Raw genomic sequence first — 16,926 nt, forward strand, 5'->3', positions numbered from 1 at the left:
TGTGATCAGCCGAGCAGCGCCAAGGCGCTCTCGAGGGCCTGGGTGGAGCGGGCGCAGTCCGGCGACGACGCGGTGAACGTCTGCACGTCGGGTCGCACGGCCTGGGAGGTGGCGTCGGCGGTGAGCGCGACCTTGTCGGTGTCGATCTGGACGGCGAGCTCGCATTTCTGCGACCCGTGGTGGTCGGTGAACTCGCGCTGCCGGGCCTTGTGGCCCGCGACCGTCACGGACGTGACCTTGTAGTCCTTGGGCGCGTTGTCGCCGTCCCGGTTCTCGGACTTGAGGTGCACCGAGAGCTGCACCAAGCCGCTCGCGATGAGCTTCTCCCCCGGCACGATCTCCGTGGGCAGCAGCGAGCAGGTGAACGGCTCGCTCACCAGCGGAGTGACCTTGCGGCCCAGGCTCTTGGCGGGCGTGGAAAGGGCGGCGCACGGGTCGAACTCGGCGATGGAGAGCACGGGGGTGCTGATGTGGTCGGCGCGTGTCGCCGGCTTGACCCAGTACTTGGCTACGGCGTCGAGGTACGCCGCGCCGATCTGGCAGGTGTCCTTGGTCTTGCTGCTGGTGTGGGCGGAGACGGTCAGGTCGATGCCGAACCGCTCGCTGAACTTCTTGACGTAGGTGCAGGACTGGCTGCTGTCACCGATCGGGCTGTTGATGCGGAAGAAGTCGACACCGCCGTGCTGGGTCTTCTCCTGGGCCTCGACCTTGGGCGAGAACAAGGTGCCGACGTTGATGATGAGCGCGTACTCGTCGAGGGGGTTGTCCTTCGGCGAGACGTCGAGCGTGCAGCTGCTCAGCTTGGGCGTGGGCATGATCGACGACGGCGTCATGCCGGTCGACTGCGCGGCTGCCGCCACGTCGTGCAGCGCGCACGGGTCGATTCGCCGGAGTTCCGCGGCCTTCTGGACGGAGTCGAGCTGGACAGTGTTGGCGACGATGCCGGGGTAGACCTCGGTGTACCCGGCCGAGTCGGCCGCGGCGGACTGGCCCGGTGTGCTGATCGGGGTTCGGTCGGAGAGCTGGGACCCGCCCGCGCCCGATGTGGCAGCGGGCTTGGCCTGCCCGGTGATGGTCGAGGTGCACGCGACGAGGGTGAGCAGGGCCAGCAGGCCCGCGGCACCGGCGACCCACCGCCGCCGTCGCCTCCAGGGTCCGCGCCGCGGGATGCGGGTGCGCTTGTTGTCCGACATTTACCGTGTCTCCTTGCTGCTCGACGAACGCCCGGGTGGGCAGGGCTCAGTGGATGAGGACGGCGGTGCCGGGCCGGGCGACCTCGGTCAGCACCGGCATGGCCTCGGGGGGCACGACGAGTGACCCGTCGGTCCCAGCGCTTCCCCAGCTCGCCGAGGGCCAGGTGTGCACCCCGACCGCCTCGACCCCGGCACCGTGGCCTAGGTGGGTGGGCATGTGCGCTGCGAGCAGGAGCGCGTGGTCGACCACGCCCGTCCGGGGGTGGACGTCGCCGAGGACGAAGGTTCGACCGCGCGGCGTCGGGTGCGTCGCGTTTCCGACGCCGCAGGGCCACCCCACCGTGGCCCGGAAGGGCCACCGCTCGCCGAACTCGCAGTGCCAGCTCTGCGCGCTGCGACCGTGGTGCAGCGTCACCGTGCGCTCGCCGATGTCCACGACGAGGTGGACGAGGTGGGCGACGACCAGGACGTCCGGTCCGAGCTCGACCCAACCGGTGCGGCCGTCGGGGGCGCAGGGCACGAGGACGTGCACCCACCCCGGTTGCCCGCCGATGACAGGCAGCCAGGTGCGCACCTCGGGGCTGATCACCGCGGGCAGTTCGGCCACCGGCGGCGTTCCCGGCGCGGCGTGCAGTGGGACCGGCGCCAGGACGCCGAGCCGCGCGCCGGTCGCGGGTTCGTGGGCGTGGTCGTCAGGGGGCAGAGCGGGCAGGCACGCTGACCAGTCCGCCACCGGCAACCTTGCGAGGTCACGGCCGATGACGACGTTCTCGCTGCTCACGCCGCCTGCTCTCGAACTGCGGCACCGACCGTCCGAGCGGCCAGGACGAGGCTGTTGGGCTGGCGCATGTGGTCGCTGAGCGGATCGAGGATGGAGTCGGCGAGTTCGCGGGTGGCCACGAGGTTGCCCAGGAGCCAGACCTCCTGGTCAAGGTGCGGGGCTCGTCGCACCGCGTAGATCTCGCCGGTGCGGGCGCAGAACCCGAGCGACCAGTACCCGCCGCGGTCCGGCCCGTCAGGGGGGATCGAGCCTGGGGCGTCGTCGTCGCCGTCCCGACGCCACCCGTGTCCCCACGCCTCGACGCCGTCGATGTCGAGGCCGCCCCAGTCGCGCGTCGCCTGCCTGCGAACGTCGCCTGCCAGGAAGGCGTGCGGGTCCGCGAAGATCGTGACCGTGGCCGGGGCCTCAGGGCCGCGCGCCCATCCCTGGACCGCCTCGGCGAGCATCCCGTGTGCCGGCCGCAGCTCCGAAACCCAGTCGCGCAAGTCCTCCAGGAGCCGTGCGGCTGCGTAGTGGTGCCGACTCGCCCGGCCCTGGCGCTCGGTAGCCCGCGCGAAGGCGCCGCCGTCATCGGACGTGCGCCTCGGACTGCCTGACGTTTTCCTGACCCTGACTGCGAAGACGGCTTGGTGCGCAACGCGCACCTCTTCGGCGAACACGGCGACCATGTGCCGCAACGTCGATTCCAGTCCCAGCAGATCGTCCACAGGGGAGTCGGTGAGCAGCCGGTCTCCGTCGAGCAGGACCAGTGCCAGCGGCCGGGGAACCCCGATCGCGCGCTGGTCGAGGACGAGCTCCACACCGTCGTCGGTGTGCCGCCACTCGGCGAGGTGCCTACTTCGCGGCATGTCGATGGGTGCCATGGGTGTCCCCCTTTGGGTGCTGGCGCGGGGCGCCGTGAGGTGATCGCGCACCGCTGGGGCTGTCGCCGCCGAGCGCGGTGCCGGGGTGCGCCGCCCCGGACCTGGGGTCATCCGGGGCGGCGCGGGCAGCGCGACCACGGTGTGGTCACGCGGGCTCATCAAAGGATCACGAGGTGATCGCTTGGCCTGATCAGAGGCGGGGCTGGTAGAGCGAACACCCGACGGTGCCATTCGGGAACGTGACGAGGTTCGGCCTCACCGGGACGTAGTACACCTTGACCACGCGCTGCCCGGCGTCCGGTCCGTAGTAGCCGATCTCCCACGGCCTGAAGCAGTTGGTGAATGTGGAGCCTCCGGACCAGTGCCCCTTCACCAGGACGAAGGTGTTGGCGCAATGCACATACGTGCCGTTCCCGACGCCGTCGACGCTGAACCCGCAAGGCGCGGCTGATGCGGGTGAAGCGATCCCCACCAGCGCTCCCGCAGCCGCAACCGCGGTTCCGATCAAAGCTAGAGCTTTCTTCACAAAGGTTCCCCTGTGCTGTCGTGTAGACCCCCCTTGCCCTTCCCCCCGGGGTGGACGGTCGGCGCCGCACCCTCGGCGAGGGTGTTCAGTCGTACGGCGCCGACCGTCCTATTGGGGGTCCCGGTCGCGGGTGCGACCGGCTTTGACGCGGCCAGGGCATCGGCCGCGGACCGGGAGCGCTTCTCCAGCGCCACCGATCAAGCTCAGTTCACGAACAGGTGGTCGCCGCTGCGCCAGTGGTGATCAGCGTGCTGCGGACCCACCCGGTGACTTTGGTCCTGGGTTGGAAGACCCTCGCCCAGCGGTAACCGTCCTGCGTTGTGGGAAGCGTGGACAGGCAGCGGACGGCGAGGACTTCGTCTTGCTGGAGCAGGCTGAGCACCGCCCCGTTGACGGGGTTCGCGCGAATCCTGACGCCCGCTCCGGCAGACCGGCCGCCGGTGCTCGTGTGCGCGAGCTCGGGCTCGGGCTCCAGGAGGCGGGCTGCGAGTTGCGCCCGCAGCGCGGCGATAACGACGCGGACCCGGGCAATGGTTAAGGAAAAGTTCGTGCTCACGCTCTCGTGCGGCGGTGCGGTCTCGCCGTCGACAGGCCGGCGAAACGGGTTGCTGTCGTTGGCCGACGCCGCCGGGATTCCCCCTGCCGTGATGGCGGACGCGGACGCCAGCGCCACCAGTCCCCGCCGAGCTGCCGAGCATTTCATCTGGCTTCCCCCCTGTGAGATCGGGCTTTCGCGGGGGCGTGGCCGGCACACCAGGTGCCGGCCACGCTTTCCCCCCGTGGTCGATGCTCTGATCGACCACGTCCTGCGCTCACCTCCCGTGCAGCGTCAGGACCATGTCCACGTGAGCGACCAGCCTGTGCAGGCCGAAGCCGCGATCACGTGAGCGGTTCTTTCGTGCCACCCGGACTCTCCGCCCTGGCGACACCGAGAACGCTAATCCGGCACGGGTACAGCGCACATCGGGAAGAACACTCAAAAGCCAGATTCTGTGTACCCATACGGTCCGACCGAGGTACTCATGCCCGCGTTTCAGCGCCACTTACCGCCATTCCCAGCGGATCGCGCCGTAATCCAGCGTGTCGGTTCGACTACGGGAAGTTTGGATCAGGGACGCCGGAGCTGCACATTTGGTTGTCGCTCGCTGTCGGAGCGTGTCGATCAACGTCAAATCCGGCGGAATCTGTCCGAGCTTGAGGGGTGATGTGCGCGCGGTTAGGGGTTTTCCCCGGGAGCGGCCGGGAAGCCAAAGCGAAGCGGGACAAGAAAAGGGGCGCGACCGTTCGGCCGCGCCCCTATGAGAGCCCTTTCTAGAGTTCGCCCTTCTCGATCATCTCCGCGTACCGGGCGGCCAGTGCCGTGCGATTGGGCGCACCTAGCTTCGCCCGCGCTTTGGCACCGTGGTTCTCCACGGTGCGGATCGACAGGAAAAGCCGCTCGGCGATCTGGGCGTCGGTGAGCCCGTCGATGATCAGCAACGTCACCTCCAGCTCGCGTCGGGTGAGCTTCTCCGTCGTGGCCAGATCAGCGTCGGTGTCGGCTTCGGCGTCGTCCTCGATCTTCTCGAGCAGTCTCAGCGCGAGGTTCACGGCCTGGTCGATGTCGAGGTGTTCCCCTTCGGCACGGAGCTGGTGCAAGCCCTGCGTGCCCAACTCGGCCAGGCATCGGACCTTGGCCGCTTGCTGTGTCCGCACCCAGGGCGGCAGCCCATCCAGGTCGACGCCGATGGACCGCAGCATGGTGGAGACCGCGCCGAACAGACGGACAGCGTCAGCGACATGACCGCTTTCGGCGGCGGCGCACGCGGTGATCCACGCCGCCCACACCCGTCCCCACATCTCATTCATGTCATGCAGGACGGCCAGCACCGGCCGCAGGACCTTGGCTGCGCGACCCGGCCGTCCATCTTGGTGTTCGGCGATGGCCAAGGCGATGCCAGCCCAGCAGGCGGCCCACTCGGAGCCTGCTTCTTCGGTCTGCGCGAGGTACACCTGGGCCTGCTCGACCGCCCCGCGGCTTCGGTCGAAGCCGGCCGCGAGCACCGAGAACATGCGCGCCAAGACGTGGTCGCCCGGCGAACCGTGTTCCCTCGCGGCGAGCACCGCTTCGTCAAGGGCCTCCGCGGCAGTCCGAGCGTGCGCGGCATCGGGCGACAACCACTGCGCGAAGCCGTCGGCCAAGGTAAGCCACGGCGGCACCTCGCCGCCGACGACGGCGTGGAGATCGTGCGCGCGGCCGAGTTGGCGAACGCCCTCAGCGCGCTGTCCGAGGCACAGCTCGAGGAAAGCCCCCAGCGCGTGCGCTTCCACCTCCAGGGCGGTGTGCTCTCCGGGCCTGTGCCGGGCGATGGCGGCCAAGGCGTCACCGACTTCTTGGCGGTCCTGGCGGAGCTGGCCCCCGAAGATGCCCACCCGAACCTTGCTGCGGTTGATCGCCAGCCGCAGACCCTCGTGCACGGTCTCGGCGTCGGACAGGTAGTGGGTGAGCGCGGCTCTGGCGTCCGCGCGGCTCTCCTGCAGCTCACGCAGGATGCGGCGCTCGTCGGGGCCGTACCAGGAAGCCGCCGCCTGAGCGGCTTGGTGGGCGTACAGGCCGGCGTGCGCGGCCTTGATCCGGTCGCGGGTGATGCCTTCCGGTTCCAATCCCAACCCGTACGCACGGACGGTGTAGGGCATCAGCAGCCGCGTCCTGTCGCTGCCCGGTTGGCTCTCCAGCAGCGACCGGTGCAGCAGCCGTCCTACCAGGACGGCCACGGTGTCCTGGTCGAACCCGAGCCTCGCACCGAGCTTCTCGGCGTCCTCGATGGTGAAGTGGCCCCGGAACTCCGCCGCGATCGACCACATCGCCCGCTCGTCGTCGGTCAGCCGCTTCAGGGACCAGTCCATGACCGCTCGCAGCGACCGGTGCTGCGGGGCCGAGTGCACCAGCGTGTCCCGCAACGCCAAGGGGTCCTCGTGCAACCGCTTGATCAGCGGCCGGATACCCCGGCCTTCCAGGTTGGCGACCGCGAGGACGATAGCCAGCGGGAGACCCCCCAGGAGCCTGGACAACTCCAGGACGTCGGGGTCTTGGGGGTCGAGCACGAGATCACGGTTGGCTGCGAGGTCGACCAGCAGGCTCACCGCGGGCGGCGCCTCCTGCCCCTGGGCTCCCCTGTACGGAAGAGGGGGGACCCGCAGGACACGCTCGCCATGCTCGAGGCGATCGCGGCTGGTGGTGAGCACGCGCAGCTTCGAGCGGTAGGTCAGCAGTTCAGGCACCAGCGCACGCACCCCGGTGGCGACATGTTCACAGTTGTCCAGAACCAGCAGGACTTCGCGGTCGATCAGCCACTCGCGCAACTTGCATTCCGCGCCGCGGGCATCGGTGTTGTCGGGCAGCCCGAGAGCCTTGAGCACCTCCGAGAGGACGTGGCTGCGCACCCGCTCGACCGAGTCGTCCGGCCCCGCGGCGGCCAGCGACGCCAGCCCGACCAAGACCACCCCGTCGGCGAACAGCGACGCGCGCGCGGCTCGCTGGGCCAGTTCAAGGGCGAGCCGCGTTTTCCCAACTCCACCCTGCCCGGTCAGGCTCAACCACGAGCGTTGGCCCAACAGGTTGAGCCCCCGTTCGATCAACTCCTCTCGACCCACGAGCGGTCCGGGCTGCGCGCGGATACCCCCCAGCCCCTCGATCTGTCCGCTCACATAAGGCGCCCGGAACGGGCGGCCGTCGTTCTCCTGCGTTTCGTGCTCTTGCGTGTGCGTCAACCGGCACCCCCTCAGGGCCTCGTGAGCAACCCCACCTGAGATCACTCTGCGTACTCGTTCCCGTGCTTGCTATGCCGCCCACCAACGTCCCCCGTGGTGCTCTTAGACCTCGTGGAGCAGGGACAACGCGACTGGCGGACGAGTATAAGTAGCCGTTTCCCGTCATGAAGCTCGCTTGTGGACTGTCCCACCGCAGGGGAAAGTTGATCACAGTGTGTTGTCGGCAGCCGCAGACACGCCGGTTGACCGACTCGTGTCGACGTCGACTTACGCTGGACGGCGAACTTGTTGCGGCAGCACGGAAGCAGCAAAGGTTAAGGCGGCATCTCCACATTCACCCTGCTGCGCGGCGTGATCGATCAATCGCGCCCCCGGGTAATCGGACTTCACTCGATCGAGTGGTGTGGGTCGGGCCACATTCGCCCGAATGGCGGGCTTCTCTCACGGTGAGCACGCCCGACTACTCCTGTCTGCGGCCAGTTGCCCGTTGCCGGCTACTGAATGTGAAATCCCGTCACTTCCTTGGGTTGACGTCGTGCGCCGGTTGCATTGAGCAAACCTCAATTTCCGAGGCGACCGTGGTACGCCTCCCAGCGCAGCGTGAACTGGCCGGTGGCCCCTTGGCGGTTCTTGTCGAGGTAGACGTGCAGCTCGTCGGTGGGCATCGTCGTGCCTACCCCGTCGTCGACCTGGCCGCGGGCCAGCAGCAGCACCGCGTCGGCGTCGGCCTCGATGCCGCCGGACTCGCGCAGGTCCGCCATCGTGGGCCGGGAGCCCCCGCGTCGGGCCACCTCACGGTTCAGCTGGCTCGCCACCACAACGACGATGTCGAGCTCCCGGGCGAGGAGCTTGCACTCGCGGGAGATCCGCGCGACCTGCTCGTGCCGGGGCGTGCGGGACTCGATTGAGCTCACCAACTGCAGGTAGTCGATGGCCACCAGGTCGAGGCCGTGCACCGCCTTGTGGCGCCGGCACTGAGAGCGGATATAGCCCATCGTGATCCGCTCGCGGTCGTCGACGACGAGCGGGATCTGTTGGTGCTGCTCACTCCACTCCACGAGGGTGCGGCGGGAGTGAGGCGCCAAGTCCCCCGTCACGAGTTCATTGAGCTCCACCCGAGCTCCCGACGCGGCCATGCGCCCGGCGACCTCGATGTTGCCCATCTCGGCGCTGAACACCAGTGCGGAGCCGCCCTGCTGAGCATGGTGAAAGGCAAGGTTGTGCAACATGATCGACTTGCCGTCGCCCGGCCGTGCGCCCACCACGTAGTAGCGGCCTCCGCGAAGACCGCCGTTGAGCTTCCTGTTCAGCTCCGCCCACGGTGTGGGGTAGACGGGCCGGGCCTCCGGGTTGTCGATCGCGTGCCACAACCCGTCGAGCATCTCGTCGAAGCGGACCGGGCGGCTCGTCTCACCCTGCTCCAGCTCCGCCAGGGCGTCGTAGGCGTGGCGGATCGCGTCCCCAGGGTCACCGGCAACCGCGCGTTGGCGGATCGAGTCGCACACCGCCACCAGACGGCGCCTGCGCGCGCAGTCCCACACGGTCCGCACATCGCTCTCGACGTGACGAGGAGCCTCGAGCACAGCCTCCAGTTGCGCGATCTTGCGATCGAGCACGCCCGGAACGAAGCCGCGGGCGTTGGATGCGGCGGCTTCACGCAGGGCTCGTGCGCTGATCCTGCGGCGCTCCTCGGCCAGTTGGCGGGCCAACGACCACAGCGCGCCGATGCCCCGGTCGGCGAAGTCCTCCGGGGCCAGCGCGCTCAGCGCCTCGTCGCGCAGCCCGGTCCGGGAGGCGGTGAACAGCAGCGATCCCAGGTACCGCTCCTCCGCGACCGGGGTCAGCAGGTCCGCGTCGTCCGGGTTGCTCACGACCGGCCTCCCAGTCCGGCCCAGCGGCGGTCCTCGCCGTCGACGATGACGACCCGGCACATCTCCACCAGGCGCGAGACGACCCGGTCGGACATCGTGTCCTTGAGCTGGGCCAAGGTCAGGTTCGTCGTGAAGACGGACGGCAGGTACCCGTCGTAGCGGGCGTTGACCAGGCGATAGTCGATCTCCTCGGTCCAGTCGGTGCCGGTCTTGCGCACCCCGAGGTCGTCGAGCAGCAGCACGCGCGCCTGGGCGTACCGCCGGAACTCGCCCTCGGTGTCCACGCCGGGGCGTGGCCTGACCGCCGCGTGCAGGTCAGGCGCGCTGAGGGCGGCGAAGTCGGGCATCCGCAGCCCCGAGGCGGCCAGCGCACGCACCGCGCCGTAGGCGAGGTGGGTCTTGCCGACCCCGACCCGGCCCCCGATCAGCAGCGAGGGCCCCACCCACCGGTGATACTCCAGGTCGCCGCCCCGCCCGGCGTGCGGGGCGAAGCTCGCGCCCACGACGTCGACCACCCACCGGCGGACCTCGGGATGCTCGGGCAGGGCTCGCCGGTATCGGTGCGGGATGCTCCGGCACGCCTCAGCGGCTGCTGCCCGGTTCTCCCGGGCGCGGGCGGCAGTGCGACGGACGTAGTCCTCGGCGGCGAACTCCAGGTGCTGCTTCGGGACCCCGGCGGCGGCGAAGTCGCCGGGGCCCGGCATGGGCAGGTCCTCCACGCGCACCACAGGCAGGTCGTAGGTCATCGGTTGCTCGCTCATCGGGTCCACACGCTCGTGTACTCGGCGGGATCGGGATCGCGGTACGGGCCGCGCGCAGCAGCTCCGACCAAGAGCTGGATCTCGTCCTCCCAGCGACGGCCCCGCAACCAGCCCTCGGCCTGCTTGACGAACCGCGGCTCGCGCCGTTCCGCCGCCACGAGCTCGGCGTAGCGCGCGGCGCCGGTGCGAATCACCTCGGCGGTCACCCCCGCGGATCGAGCCTTGTGCCACGCCGCAGCCGCCCGGCTCTTGCCGACCTTGCGGGGATAGATCGCCCAAAACTCCTCGAACTCCTCCGGGTACGGGCTGCCGGAATGGGCGACCCTTGTCCGGCCCCGCTCAGGGACCTCGAAGAGGGCATCGCTCTGCGCCGCAGGCGGCCCGGCCGCGCGCGCGGTGTAGGTGTTATGGAGGTAAGTAGTGGAGGTAACTGGAGGTGCAACGCCGCTACCAGCGGAAATGATGGTCGTCGAACCATCACGGACAGCGTCTTCCACCGCCTCGTGATGCTGTCCACCCCCGTCACGTGCGCCTCGAACGACCGACTCGGGACGCGCTTCCGTGCCGTCACAGGGGACGGCGTCCGCCGCCATTGCGCGCCCGCGGGCGATCAACTCGCGCTGGCGCTCCCGGTAGGCGCGGTTACGTGCGGCGTGCGCAGCACGGTCGCGCCGGGTGCGTTCCTCCAGGGGATCGAACTCGCCGTCGAAGTCCGTCATCGACAGCCGCCAACCCGGCATCCCCATGCGCCCTGCCTCGGGGATGATCAGCCCGGCGGCCTCGAGCCTGGCCAGCACCGCCCGGCACTCCTTCACGGTGATCCGCAGGTTGCGCGCGAGAGTGTCGACGCCGACAGAATGTTGCGGCCGTCGTTGTCGGCGTAGATGGCCACCGCGACGAGGGCGTGGTGGGCGCGCTCGTCCACCCGGGGGCGCTTCCCGGCCGTCATCATCGTCGGCACCGTCAACGCCCACTTGGTCGCCAAGCGCGCGGTCCGTTTCGGGCTCACCACACCTCACCCGCGCTTCCGCGACCTCGGCCCGCTGCCTGGCCCTGGCGGCTCAGGAAGTGCCGCTGGCGTCGCGCGTGAACGACCTCGACCCGCAGGCCAACCGCCTTCAACCTGGCTGTTAACTCGGCCCACTCCTCCAGCAGCGCCGGTGTGCCCCTCCCCGCGGCGCAGGCCGAGATGATGTCCTCGAGACGAGACATGATCACCTCGTTTTCACTGTTCCAGTAGCGCATCTCCTCGTCAGTGAGATCAGCAACCACAGTCACATCAGGACAGGAACGCACAGCGCCCCCCATGTCTCCCCCTCTGCGGACGCCGAAACAAACGGCATCCGGCCTGGATAATGGTCTGCTTTCGGCGCGCTGAACCAACTCCTGAACACATAGCCATGCGGGAGCGCGGTGGTTCGAGTGCGCGACAAAACGGCGTGGGCCTAATGCAGACCCCGCGATTCGACTTGACGAACAGAACTCGGGACGTCGCCGCGTGGATCAGCGCGCGACCACACCCCTGCCCAGGCACGGCCCGCGCGACCGCGGACACGCAGGCGAAAGACGGCCAACGTCATTGGCGACTGGCATACAGCAGAACCCTTGTCTACAGAAGTAGACCCCCACAGCTTGTATACCGCTCGTTTGCTGTAGTCGTCCACTCACCACAGAGTCACCACCGTCGACCGCAGCTGGGGTGACGACAGTCCGCAGTGGCACCAATCCCACCGGTGACCTGCGCAAACCCTGGCAAACATTGCTGCACACCGCGAAATGTTTGGCTACTTTCGGGGCATGACCACACCCACACTCAACCGCGCCCTGCTGCGCCGCCTGCGCGTCTGCGCGGGCCTGTCCGTGACCGCCTTCGCCCGGCAAGTGGGCTGCCACAAGGGAACCGTGTCCGCGATCGAGCACGGCCACCGCGGCATCAGCCCCGAAATGCTCACGCGGTTCGCCCAAGTACTCGACCGCCGCCCGGAGGAACTACTGCTCGACGCAACTTTGGACGCCCCCCAAATCCCTCAGATCGCGTCCGGGCTCACCGTCCTCGCGCCCCGCGCTCCCGTGCGTGACGCCGATGTCCACAACACAAGGTCCTTTGTGGACTATCGGCCACCGAGCCGCCGCACCGGGGCTCGCGTGTGACGCGCGGGGCGGGAACCACAATGCTGCGTCTACCGAACTGGCTGCGTCAGGCAGCCTGCCGCGGCCGTACCGACCTCGACTTCTTCGACCCCGGCGAACGCCTAGACGAGTGCTTGGAACTGTGCGCCGCGTGCCCAGTCGCGCACATGTGCCTAGCCGAAGCGCTGGACCACGGCGAGGTCTGGGGGATCTGGGGTGGGCTGGACCTCAACCAGCGCGAGCAGCTCGCCAAGGAACTCGGGCACCCGGCCCCGATAATCAGGCCGGCGCACGGAACACACAGGCGCTACGCCAAACACAAATGCCGGTGCGACTTGTGCCGTGAGGCCCACAACGCCTACAACCGGCGTCAGCGCGAACGGAACCGCTCGGCGGCGTGAACACCACACCTGACAACCGGACCCGATCAAGGTGACCGCTTGGTCATCGCACCGAACCTCGCGCACGAACGCGAGCGCTGCGCATCGCCAGGGCGCGGAAGTACGCGCGCCGAACCGACGCTGCGCGGCGCTCGCGCTCCTGCGGGTCCAGCTTGCGCTCCGGATCAACCTTGTCCTCAAAGCGAGCCAACATCGCGCCGGCGCCGTGCGCGCCGCTCTGTCCGCCGTGTTCGCCCACGCTGCGTCCGCCGCCGCAGACGCACGCAGCGCGCGCTGAACCGAAGACGAGGCATGCCCGGCGAAACGGGTACACGCGAACATCGGCACGAGCGAATATTGGAGGGCGTACGGATTACGCCGTCATGCCTGCTCTGTGACCGCCCAGATCTGCCAGTCGTCGTCGGGGACGCTTCCGCGCTCGAACTCGATCTCGACCCGCTGTCCAGGCTTCAAAGGATACTGTCCTGTTTCGGCGTAATCGGGATCGCTGAGTGTCCCTGTGATCAGGTCGCCGTGGGCGAGGCGGAACTGGGCCTGCGGATCAGATCCCGAGTTGTTGAACAGCGCGTGGGTGACAACGACAGCGGACAGGGTGAACTGGAGGAGACCGACGCATTTGCCGCAGCAGCAGGGGACGGACTCGTGCTTGAACCCGCTCCCCTCCGCCAGGTGTCGTGCAATGGTGAAAGGGATGGAGCGGAAGTACTCACGGCCTGCCGTTCGTCGACCTAGCGAATTCAGCCTGCGAACCAGGAGTTCCTCTGCCCAGGTCGCGTTCTTTACTGGCGCCGACCACATATTCTTAATGGACAGGCCGAACCGTGCCGCGTCCCTGGCATGTTCTGTCCGCCGAACGTGCGCATCAGCCGTACGGCCAACTTTGATCACATCGTTGTCGAACTGGATTACATATAGGCTTCCCGGCCCGGGACCGGCAACCGGTACTTCCCTACGCCGGGTACTCACCCGCAGAGACGAGGAACTCATGCGCGCACTATATCCGGGCCACCCCGACAGGCATGATCACGTACGTCCACCATCGAAGCGAGAGACCGTCGGTGGCTCGGCCGAGCCTCCGCTCGTCGGCATGTGCGCGCGTTGGGTCGTGCGCCGCTGGTCGCCGAGCCTGCAACACCGTCTGGCGGTCGGTCATGTCACTGAAGGTGGGTCGAGAACTGGCCACCTCTGCCGAACCGCGCACTCTGCCTTGTTCGAGAAGGCTTGGCCTTGCTTGGTAACGGTGCGAGCTACTTGGGCGACGAATGCACCATGATCTCCGGCAGGGTGGTGATACCGATCGTGGCCGTGGTCGTGGCGGTTGCTGCGGCCGCCGCACTGATCATTCTGACGACCAGGGACGACACACGGACGGCGGCTGGTCCATCCTCGGCATCGCATCGTCCCGGGCAGTTGACGTCAGCTGAGGCTTCCCGTCTGGCGGACGACATGACCAGTGGCGACGAGAAGCGGGTCCGAGCGGCAGTCGCGGTCGCGCCGGAGCAGCCGTTAGATGCCGCAGCGGTGTCCGGGCTTGCAGCGATCGAGGCGATGACCTTCGATGTGCGCACCCTCCGCGACCTCGGAGACGGGATCGCAGAGGTTACTGCCCGGGTGGTCATGCCCGGCGGCACCCAGCCCGCGGTATGGACGGTACGTCTCGTGACAGTGGAGCAGGAGTGGCTGAACAGCTCGACGGAGCCCGTTCAGTGAGGCGACTGGCCGCGGTCGCCGCGCTGCTGGTCGCAGCGCTGTGCTTGCCGAGAATGTTGTCCGTGCGGGTCAGGTGGCGTGGTGGTACTCGTTGAGGATGCCGCTCAACCGCCGTTGTTGGCGGGTGTCGAGGCGGGTGGGCGCTGCTTGGTTCGTGGTGGGTTGCGGCAGAACGCGTGGTGGTCGGGCGTTGGTGATGCCTTGGTGGGGTCGGTGGGTGTTGTAGATGTGCTCGTACTCGCGTAGGGCGTGGAGTAGGTGCTTTTGGTTCCGGATGAGGGTGCGGTCGAGGAGTTCGCGTCGGCAGCTGCGGATCCAGCGTTCCGTGATCGAGTTCATCCGCGGGATCCGGACGCCGCTGAAGACGATCTGGATGCCGGCGTCGGTGAGGACGGCGTCGACCAGGGCGGGGTGCTTGCCGTCGCGGTCGCGGATCAGCAACCGCGCGGAACTACCCGCGTCCTCAAGGGTCCATGACAAGGGTTCCTGGCGGCTTGGGTGACCCAGAAAGGCGGTCGGGTACGCGGTGGCACCGAGCACGTGGATCCGGCGGCCGGCGTGCTCGATCACCGCGAGCACGTATAAGCGGGTACCGCTCAGGGTGGTGGTCTCCAAGGAAGTCGCAGGCCAGGAGCGCGTCGGCTGGGGAGCGGAGGAAGGCCGACCAGGTCGTCGTGGTGCGTTCGGGTGTCGGGTCGACCCCGGCGTCCTGGAGGATCCGCCAGACAGTGGATACGGCGACCTTGATGCCGAGTACGAGGAGTCCGCCGTGGACGCGGCGGTAGCCCCAGGCCGGGATTCTCCCGTGCCAGGCGCAGCACCAGGAGGCGGACCGAGCGGATGGTCCGTGATCGGCCGGGACCCTTGGGGCAGGACCTGGCTGCGTGGCGGTAGGCGAGGAGGTCTCGGCGCCACCGGAGCACCGTCTCCGCGCACACCAGCAGTCGGAGTCGACCAAGCGCTTGCATCAGGAGACGGTGCAGCAGTGCCGCGAGGAAGACCCGCTCGGCGGGGAAGAACCGTGGGCGGGCGACTCCAAGTTGGCATTCCAGGATCACGATCTGGTGGCCCAGCACCACGATCTCCATGCCCTTGTCCTGGCCGCTCACGGGCAGCAGGCGCAGCAACGCAAACGCCTTGGTCACACTCAGGCAGGCCCGCCGGAGCAGCACAGTCGGTCATCACGCCGCGTCAACCGAGGACCCTACGGACCTGCAATCGCACTCACGAGCACCTCGCCCCCCACGCTACGCACAGCTTCAACCTGCACGGATGGAACTATCGGCAGGCACACCGTTCGCGGTTGCCTGCTGCCAACCCGACGCGAGCGGCGCGCGCCGCCTCCGTTCGTTGTCCGGAAGTGCCGTTGTTCAGGGCGGGTTGTGGTGACGGCTGCGCCACACCGCGAAGGCTGCCAGTGCGAGTGCGGAGATGTGGAGTGCCCGGCCCTTTCCGCCTGCGGCCGGTCGTCCTATTTGCACAGTCAGTTGGCGGTTGGCGGCGTCTTTGAGGACGGTCCGGCTCTGCTCGACCAGACTGTCGCCGAGGAACGCTGTGTCCAGTGCGACGCGCGCCAACTGTTGCTCGGAGGTGAACTCGCAGGCGAGTTTTGCCATGAGTCCGGCGACTTCGTCCTTGAAGGTCTCGGTGATACCGAGTTCTGGAGTGAGATGGCGAATGGACCCTTCCAGGTTGGCGACGGACTTGCCGAGCAGAGCGACCGTCGGGTTCGTGCGGATTCCCCGCTTTGTGGAGCATTTCAGCAAGTTGGTCAACGTGACACCGAAGTCGAGCTCGGCCAGTGAGGCGTGGGTGACCTTCGGCGCCAATGCTTGCATGTCGTTGATGAAGGACGGGATGTCCGCCCAGGCGGTCGCGTGGCCGAACTCGATCCATGCCCTGGCGATACCGGTGCCGTCGTTCATGGCCAGGTTCATCAACATGAGCATGAGCGCCATGCTGGTCCGCCGGTCGATCCGGCCCACCATCCCCCAATCGATCAACGAAGCCTTCTCGCCAGGGTGGACGAAGATGTTCCCGGGATGCAAGTCGGCATGGAAGAATTTCTCCACGAAGTAGCTGCGGTAGGCGTAGGCGAAAAGGTCACGTCCGATACCGACGCGCTCATCGTCGGTGAACGTGGCGGGGTCGGCGTCCCGGATGGAGCAGCCAGGTGCTCTGCTCTGGATCATGACCCTGGGTGTGGCCTGGAGGACGTCGGGGATATGGAGATACTTGAACTCGGAGGTGACGGCACGTGCCGTGGCCATGTTCTGGGCTTCGACGGTGAAGTCGAGCTCAGCCCGCATGGCGTCGAAGACGATGTCCAGCATCGCAGGCAGGTCCACGACCGCGGTGAACCGTGGAGACCTGTTGCCGGCCAGCTTGACGAGTCGACGCAGTAGCGCCATATCGCTACGCACCAGTGTGCCGATGTCCGGGCGTTGGACTTTGATCACCGCGGGGCGGCCATCGGCGAGCGTGACGGCGTACACCTGGGCCAGTGACGCCGCGCCGAGGGGGCGCTCGATGTCCACGTCGGCGAACCGGCGCTCCCACCGCGGCCCTAGTTCAGCCTCCAGCACCGGCTCGAACAGTGCGAAGGGCGCAACCGAGACGCGGTCGTGCAGTTTGCGCAACTCATCGATCATGTCCTGCGAGACCACGTCCGGCCGGGTGGACAGCATCTGCCCGACCTTGATGTAGAACGGGCCCAGGCGTTCCAAGGTGCGCCGGAACTCCCGGGCCCGCTGCTGCCCAAGAGTGGATGACTCATCCCCGCTGTCGCGCTGGGACACGGCCCGTCTGGCCTCGGCCGCCAGCAGGTGGCTTACGGCGCCGGTAAGCACCCGCAGTCGACTTCGGCTCATCGCGCTCCTCGTGTTCGGGCCCGACTCGGCGCTACCGCGGCGCCACTGGATGGTTCACCGCGACCCGTCC

General features: G+C 68.1%; 18 protein-coding genes. 3 read left to right on the forward strand and 15 right to left on the reverse strand.

Annotated features, from left to right (window positions below; translation table 11 throughout):
• Nucleotides 1–5: 5 nt before the first annotated feature.
• The 11 genes from BLS56_RS23485 to BLS56_RS23535 all read right to left on the reverse strand — a co-directional run bounded on the left by BLS56_RS23485 (nt 6) and on the right by BLS56_RS23535 (nt 10,990).
• Nucleotides 6–1,193 carry a hypothetical protein gene (locus BLS56_RS23485; RefSeq protein WP_091454918.1) on the reverse strand — a complete coding sequence of 396 codons (1,188 nt, stop codon included), beginning with the start codon at nt 1,191–1,193 and terminating at the stop codon, nt 6–8.
• Nucleotides 1,194–1,239: 46 nt separating this feature from the next.
• On the reverse strand, nt 1,240–1,974 hold the full coding sequence (locus BLS56_RS23490) for a L,D-transpeptidase (protein ID WP_091454919.1): 735 nt from the start codon (nt 1,972–1,974) through the stop codon (nt 1,240–1,242).
• Nucleotides 1,971–2,837 (reverse strand): hypothetical protein, encoded by an 867-nt coding sequence (locus tag BLS56_RS23495; RefSeq protein ID WP_091454922.1) that lies wholly within the window; start codon nt 2,835–2,837, stop codon nt 1,971–1,973. The genes BLS56_RS23490 and BLS56_RS23495 overlap by 4 nt, the downstream gene beginning before the upstream one ends.
• Before the next feature lie 190 nt (nt 2,838–3,027).
• Nucleotides 3,028–3,309 (reverse strand): DUF6355 family natural product biosynthesis protein, encoded by a 282-nt coding sequence (locus BLS56_RS23500; protein ID WP_139190931.1) that lies wholly within the window; start codon nt 3,307–3,309, stop codon nt 3,028–3,030.
• Between the two features lie 262 nt (nt 3,310–3,571).
• Complete coding sequence (locus BLS56_RS23505) at nt 3,572–4,036, reverse strand: hypothetical protein (RefSeq protein WP_091454926.1); 465 nt, start codon at nt 4,034–4,036, stop codon at nt 3,572–3,574.
• Nucleotides 4,037–4,674: 638 nt separating this feature from the next.
• The gene (locus tag BLS56_RS23510; protein ID WP_175482998.1) at nt 4,675–7,113 is read right to left on the reverse strand and encodes an ATP-binding protein; all 2,439 of its coding nucleotides are present in this window, start codon (nt 7,111–7,113) and stop codon (nt 4,675–4,677) included.
• A 560-nt stretch (nt 7,114–7,673) separates the two neighbouring features.
• Entirely contained in the window at nt 7,674–8,984 is a 1,311-nt protein-coding gene (locus BLS56_RS23515) for a replicative DNA helicase (RefSeq protein ID WP_091454932.1), read from the reverse strand.
• Complete coding sequence (locus BLS56_RS23520; RefSeq protein ID WP_228771863.1) at nt 8,981–9,745, reverse strand: ATP-binding protein; 765 nt, start codon at nt 9,743–9,745, stop codon at nt 8,981–8,983. The genes BLS56_RS23515 and BLS56_RS23520 overlap by 4 nt, the downstream gene beginning before the upstream one ends.
• The gene (locus BLS56_RS23525; RefSeq protein ID WP_139190933.1) at nt 9,742–10,542 is read right to left on the reverse strand and encodes a hypothetical protein; all 801 of its coding nucleotides are present in this window, start codon (nt 10,540–10,542) and stop codon (nt 9,742–9,744) included. Before BLS56_RS23525 ends, BLS56_RS23520 begins: the two co-directional genes overlap by 4 nt.
• 14 nt (nt 10,543–10,556) lie before the next feature.
• Nucleotides 10,557–10,754: a hypothetical protein gene (locus BLS56_RS23530; RefSeq protein WP_139190934.1), complete on the reverse strand. Its 198-nt coding sequence runs from the start codon at nt 10,752–10,754 to the stop codon at nt 10,557–10,559.
• Entirely contained in the window at nt 10,751–10,990 is a 240-nt protein-coding gene (locus BLS56_RS23535; RefSeq protein WP_139190935.1) for a hypothetical protein, read from the reverse strand. The genes BLS56_RS23530 and BLS56_RS23535 overlap by 4 nt, the downstream gene beginning before the upstream one ends.
• A 552-nt stretch (nt 10,991–11,542) precedes the next feature.
• On the opposite strand from BLS56_RS23535, the gene BLS56_RS23540 reads away from it, so the two are divergent.
• Together BLS56_RS23540 and BLS56_RS33110 are read left to right on the forward strand one after the other, a co-directional pair.
• On the forward strand, nt 11,543–11,896 hold the full coding sequence (locus BLS56_RS23540; RefSeq protein ID WP_175483000.1) for a helix-turn-helix transcriptional regulator: 354 nt from the start codon (nt 11,543–11,545) through the stop codon (nt 11,894–11,896).
• A 20-nt stretch (nt 11,897–11,916) separates the two neighbouring features.
• Nucleotides 11,917–12,276: a WhiB family transcriptional regulator gene (locus tag BLS56_RS33110; RefSeq protein ID WP_091454945.1), complete on the forward strand. Its 360-nt coding sequence runs from the start codon at nt 11,917–11,919 to the stop codon at nt 12,274–12,276.
• Between the two features lie 43 nt (nt 12,277–12,319).
• Here BLS56_RS33110 and BLS56_RS23550 read toward each other — a convergent pair whose 3' ends face one another.
• Complete coding sequence (locus tag BLS56_RS23550; protein WP_228771864.1) at nt 12,320–12,514, reverse strand: hypothetical protein; 195 nt, start codon at nt 12,512–12,514, stop codon at nt 12,320–12,322.
• 122 nt (nt 12,515–12,636) lie between these two features.
• A complete protein-coding gene (locus tag BLS56_RS30880) occupies nt 12,637–13,263 on the reverse strand; it encodes a GIY-YIG nuclease family protein (RefSeq protein WP_139190936.1) in 627 nt (208 codons plus the stop codon).
• Nucleotides 13,264–13,527: 264 nt separating this feature from the next.
• On the opposite strand from BLS56_RS30880, the gene BLS56_RS23555 reads away from it, so the two are divergent.
• Entirely contained in the window at nt 13,528–13,986 is a 459-nt protein-coding gene (locus BLS56_RS23555; RefSeq protein WP_139190937.1) for a hypothetical protein, read from the forward strand.
• Between the two features lie 69 nt (nt 13,987–14,055).
• Here the strand turns inward: BLS56_RS23555 and BLS56_RS32470 are convergent, their stop codons facing one another.
• Together BLS56_RS32470 and BLS56_RS23565 are read right to left on the reverse strand one after the other, a co-directional pair.
• Nucleotides 14,056–14,565: a transposase gene (locus BLS56_RS32470; RefSeq protein WP_228771865.1), complete on the reverse strand. Its 510-nt coding sequence runs from the start codon at nt 14,563–14,565 to the stop codon at nt 14,056–14,058.
• A 791-nt stretch (nt 14,566–15,356) separates the two neighbouring features.
• Nucleotides 15,357–16,856, reverse strand: coding sequence for an ABC1 kinase family protein (locus BLS56_RS23565; RefSeq protein WP_091454950.1), 1,500 nt, complete (start codon nt 16,854–16,856; stop codon nt 15,357–15,359).
• Nucleotides 16,857–16,926: the final 70 nt, after the last annotated feature.

Source organism: Actinokineospora iranica (assembly GCF_900101685.1).
Lineage (GTDB): Bacteria > Actinomycetota > Actinomycetes > Mycobacteriales > Pseudonocardiaceae > Actinokineospora > Actinokineospora iranica.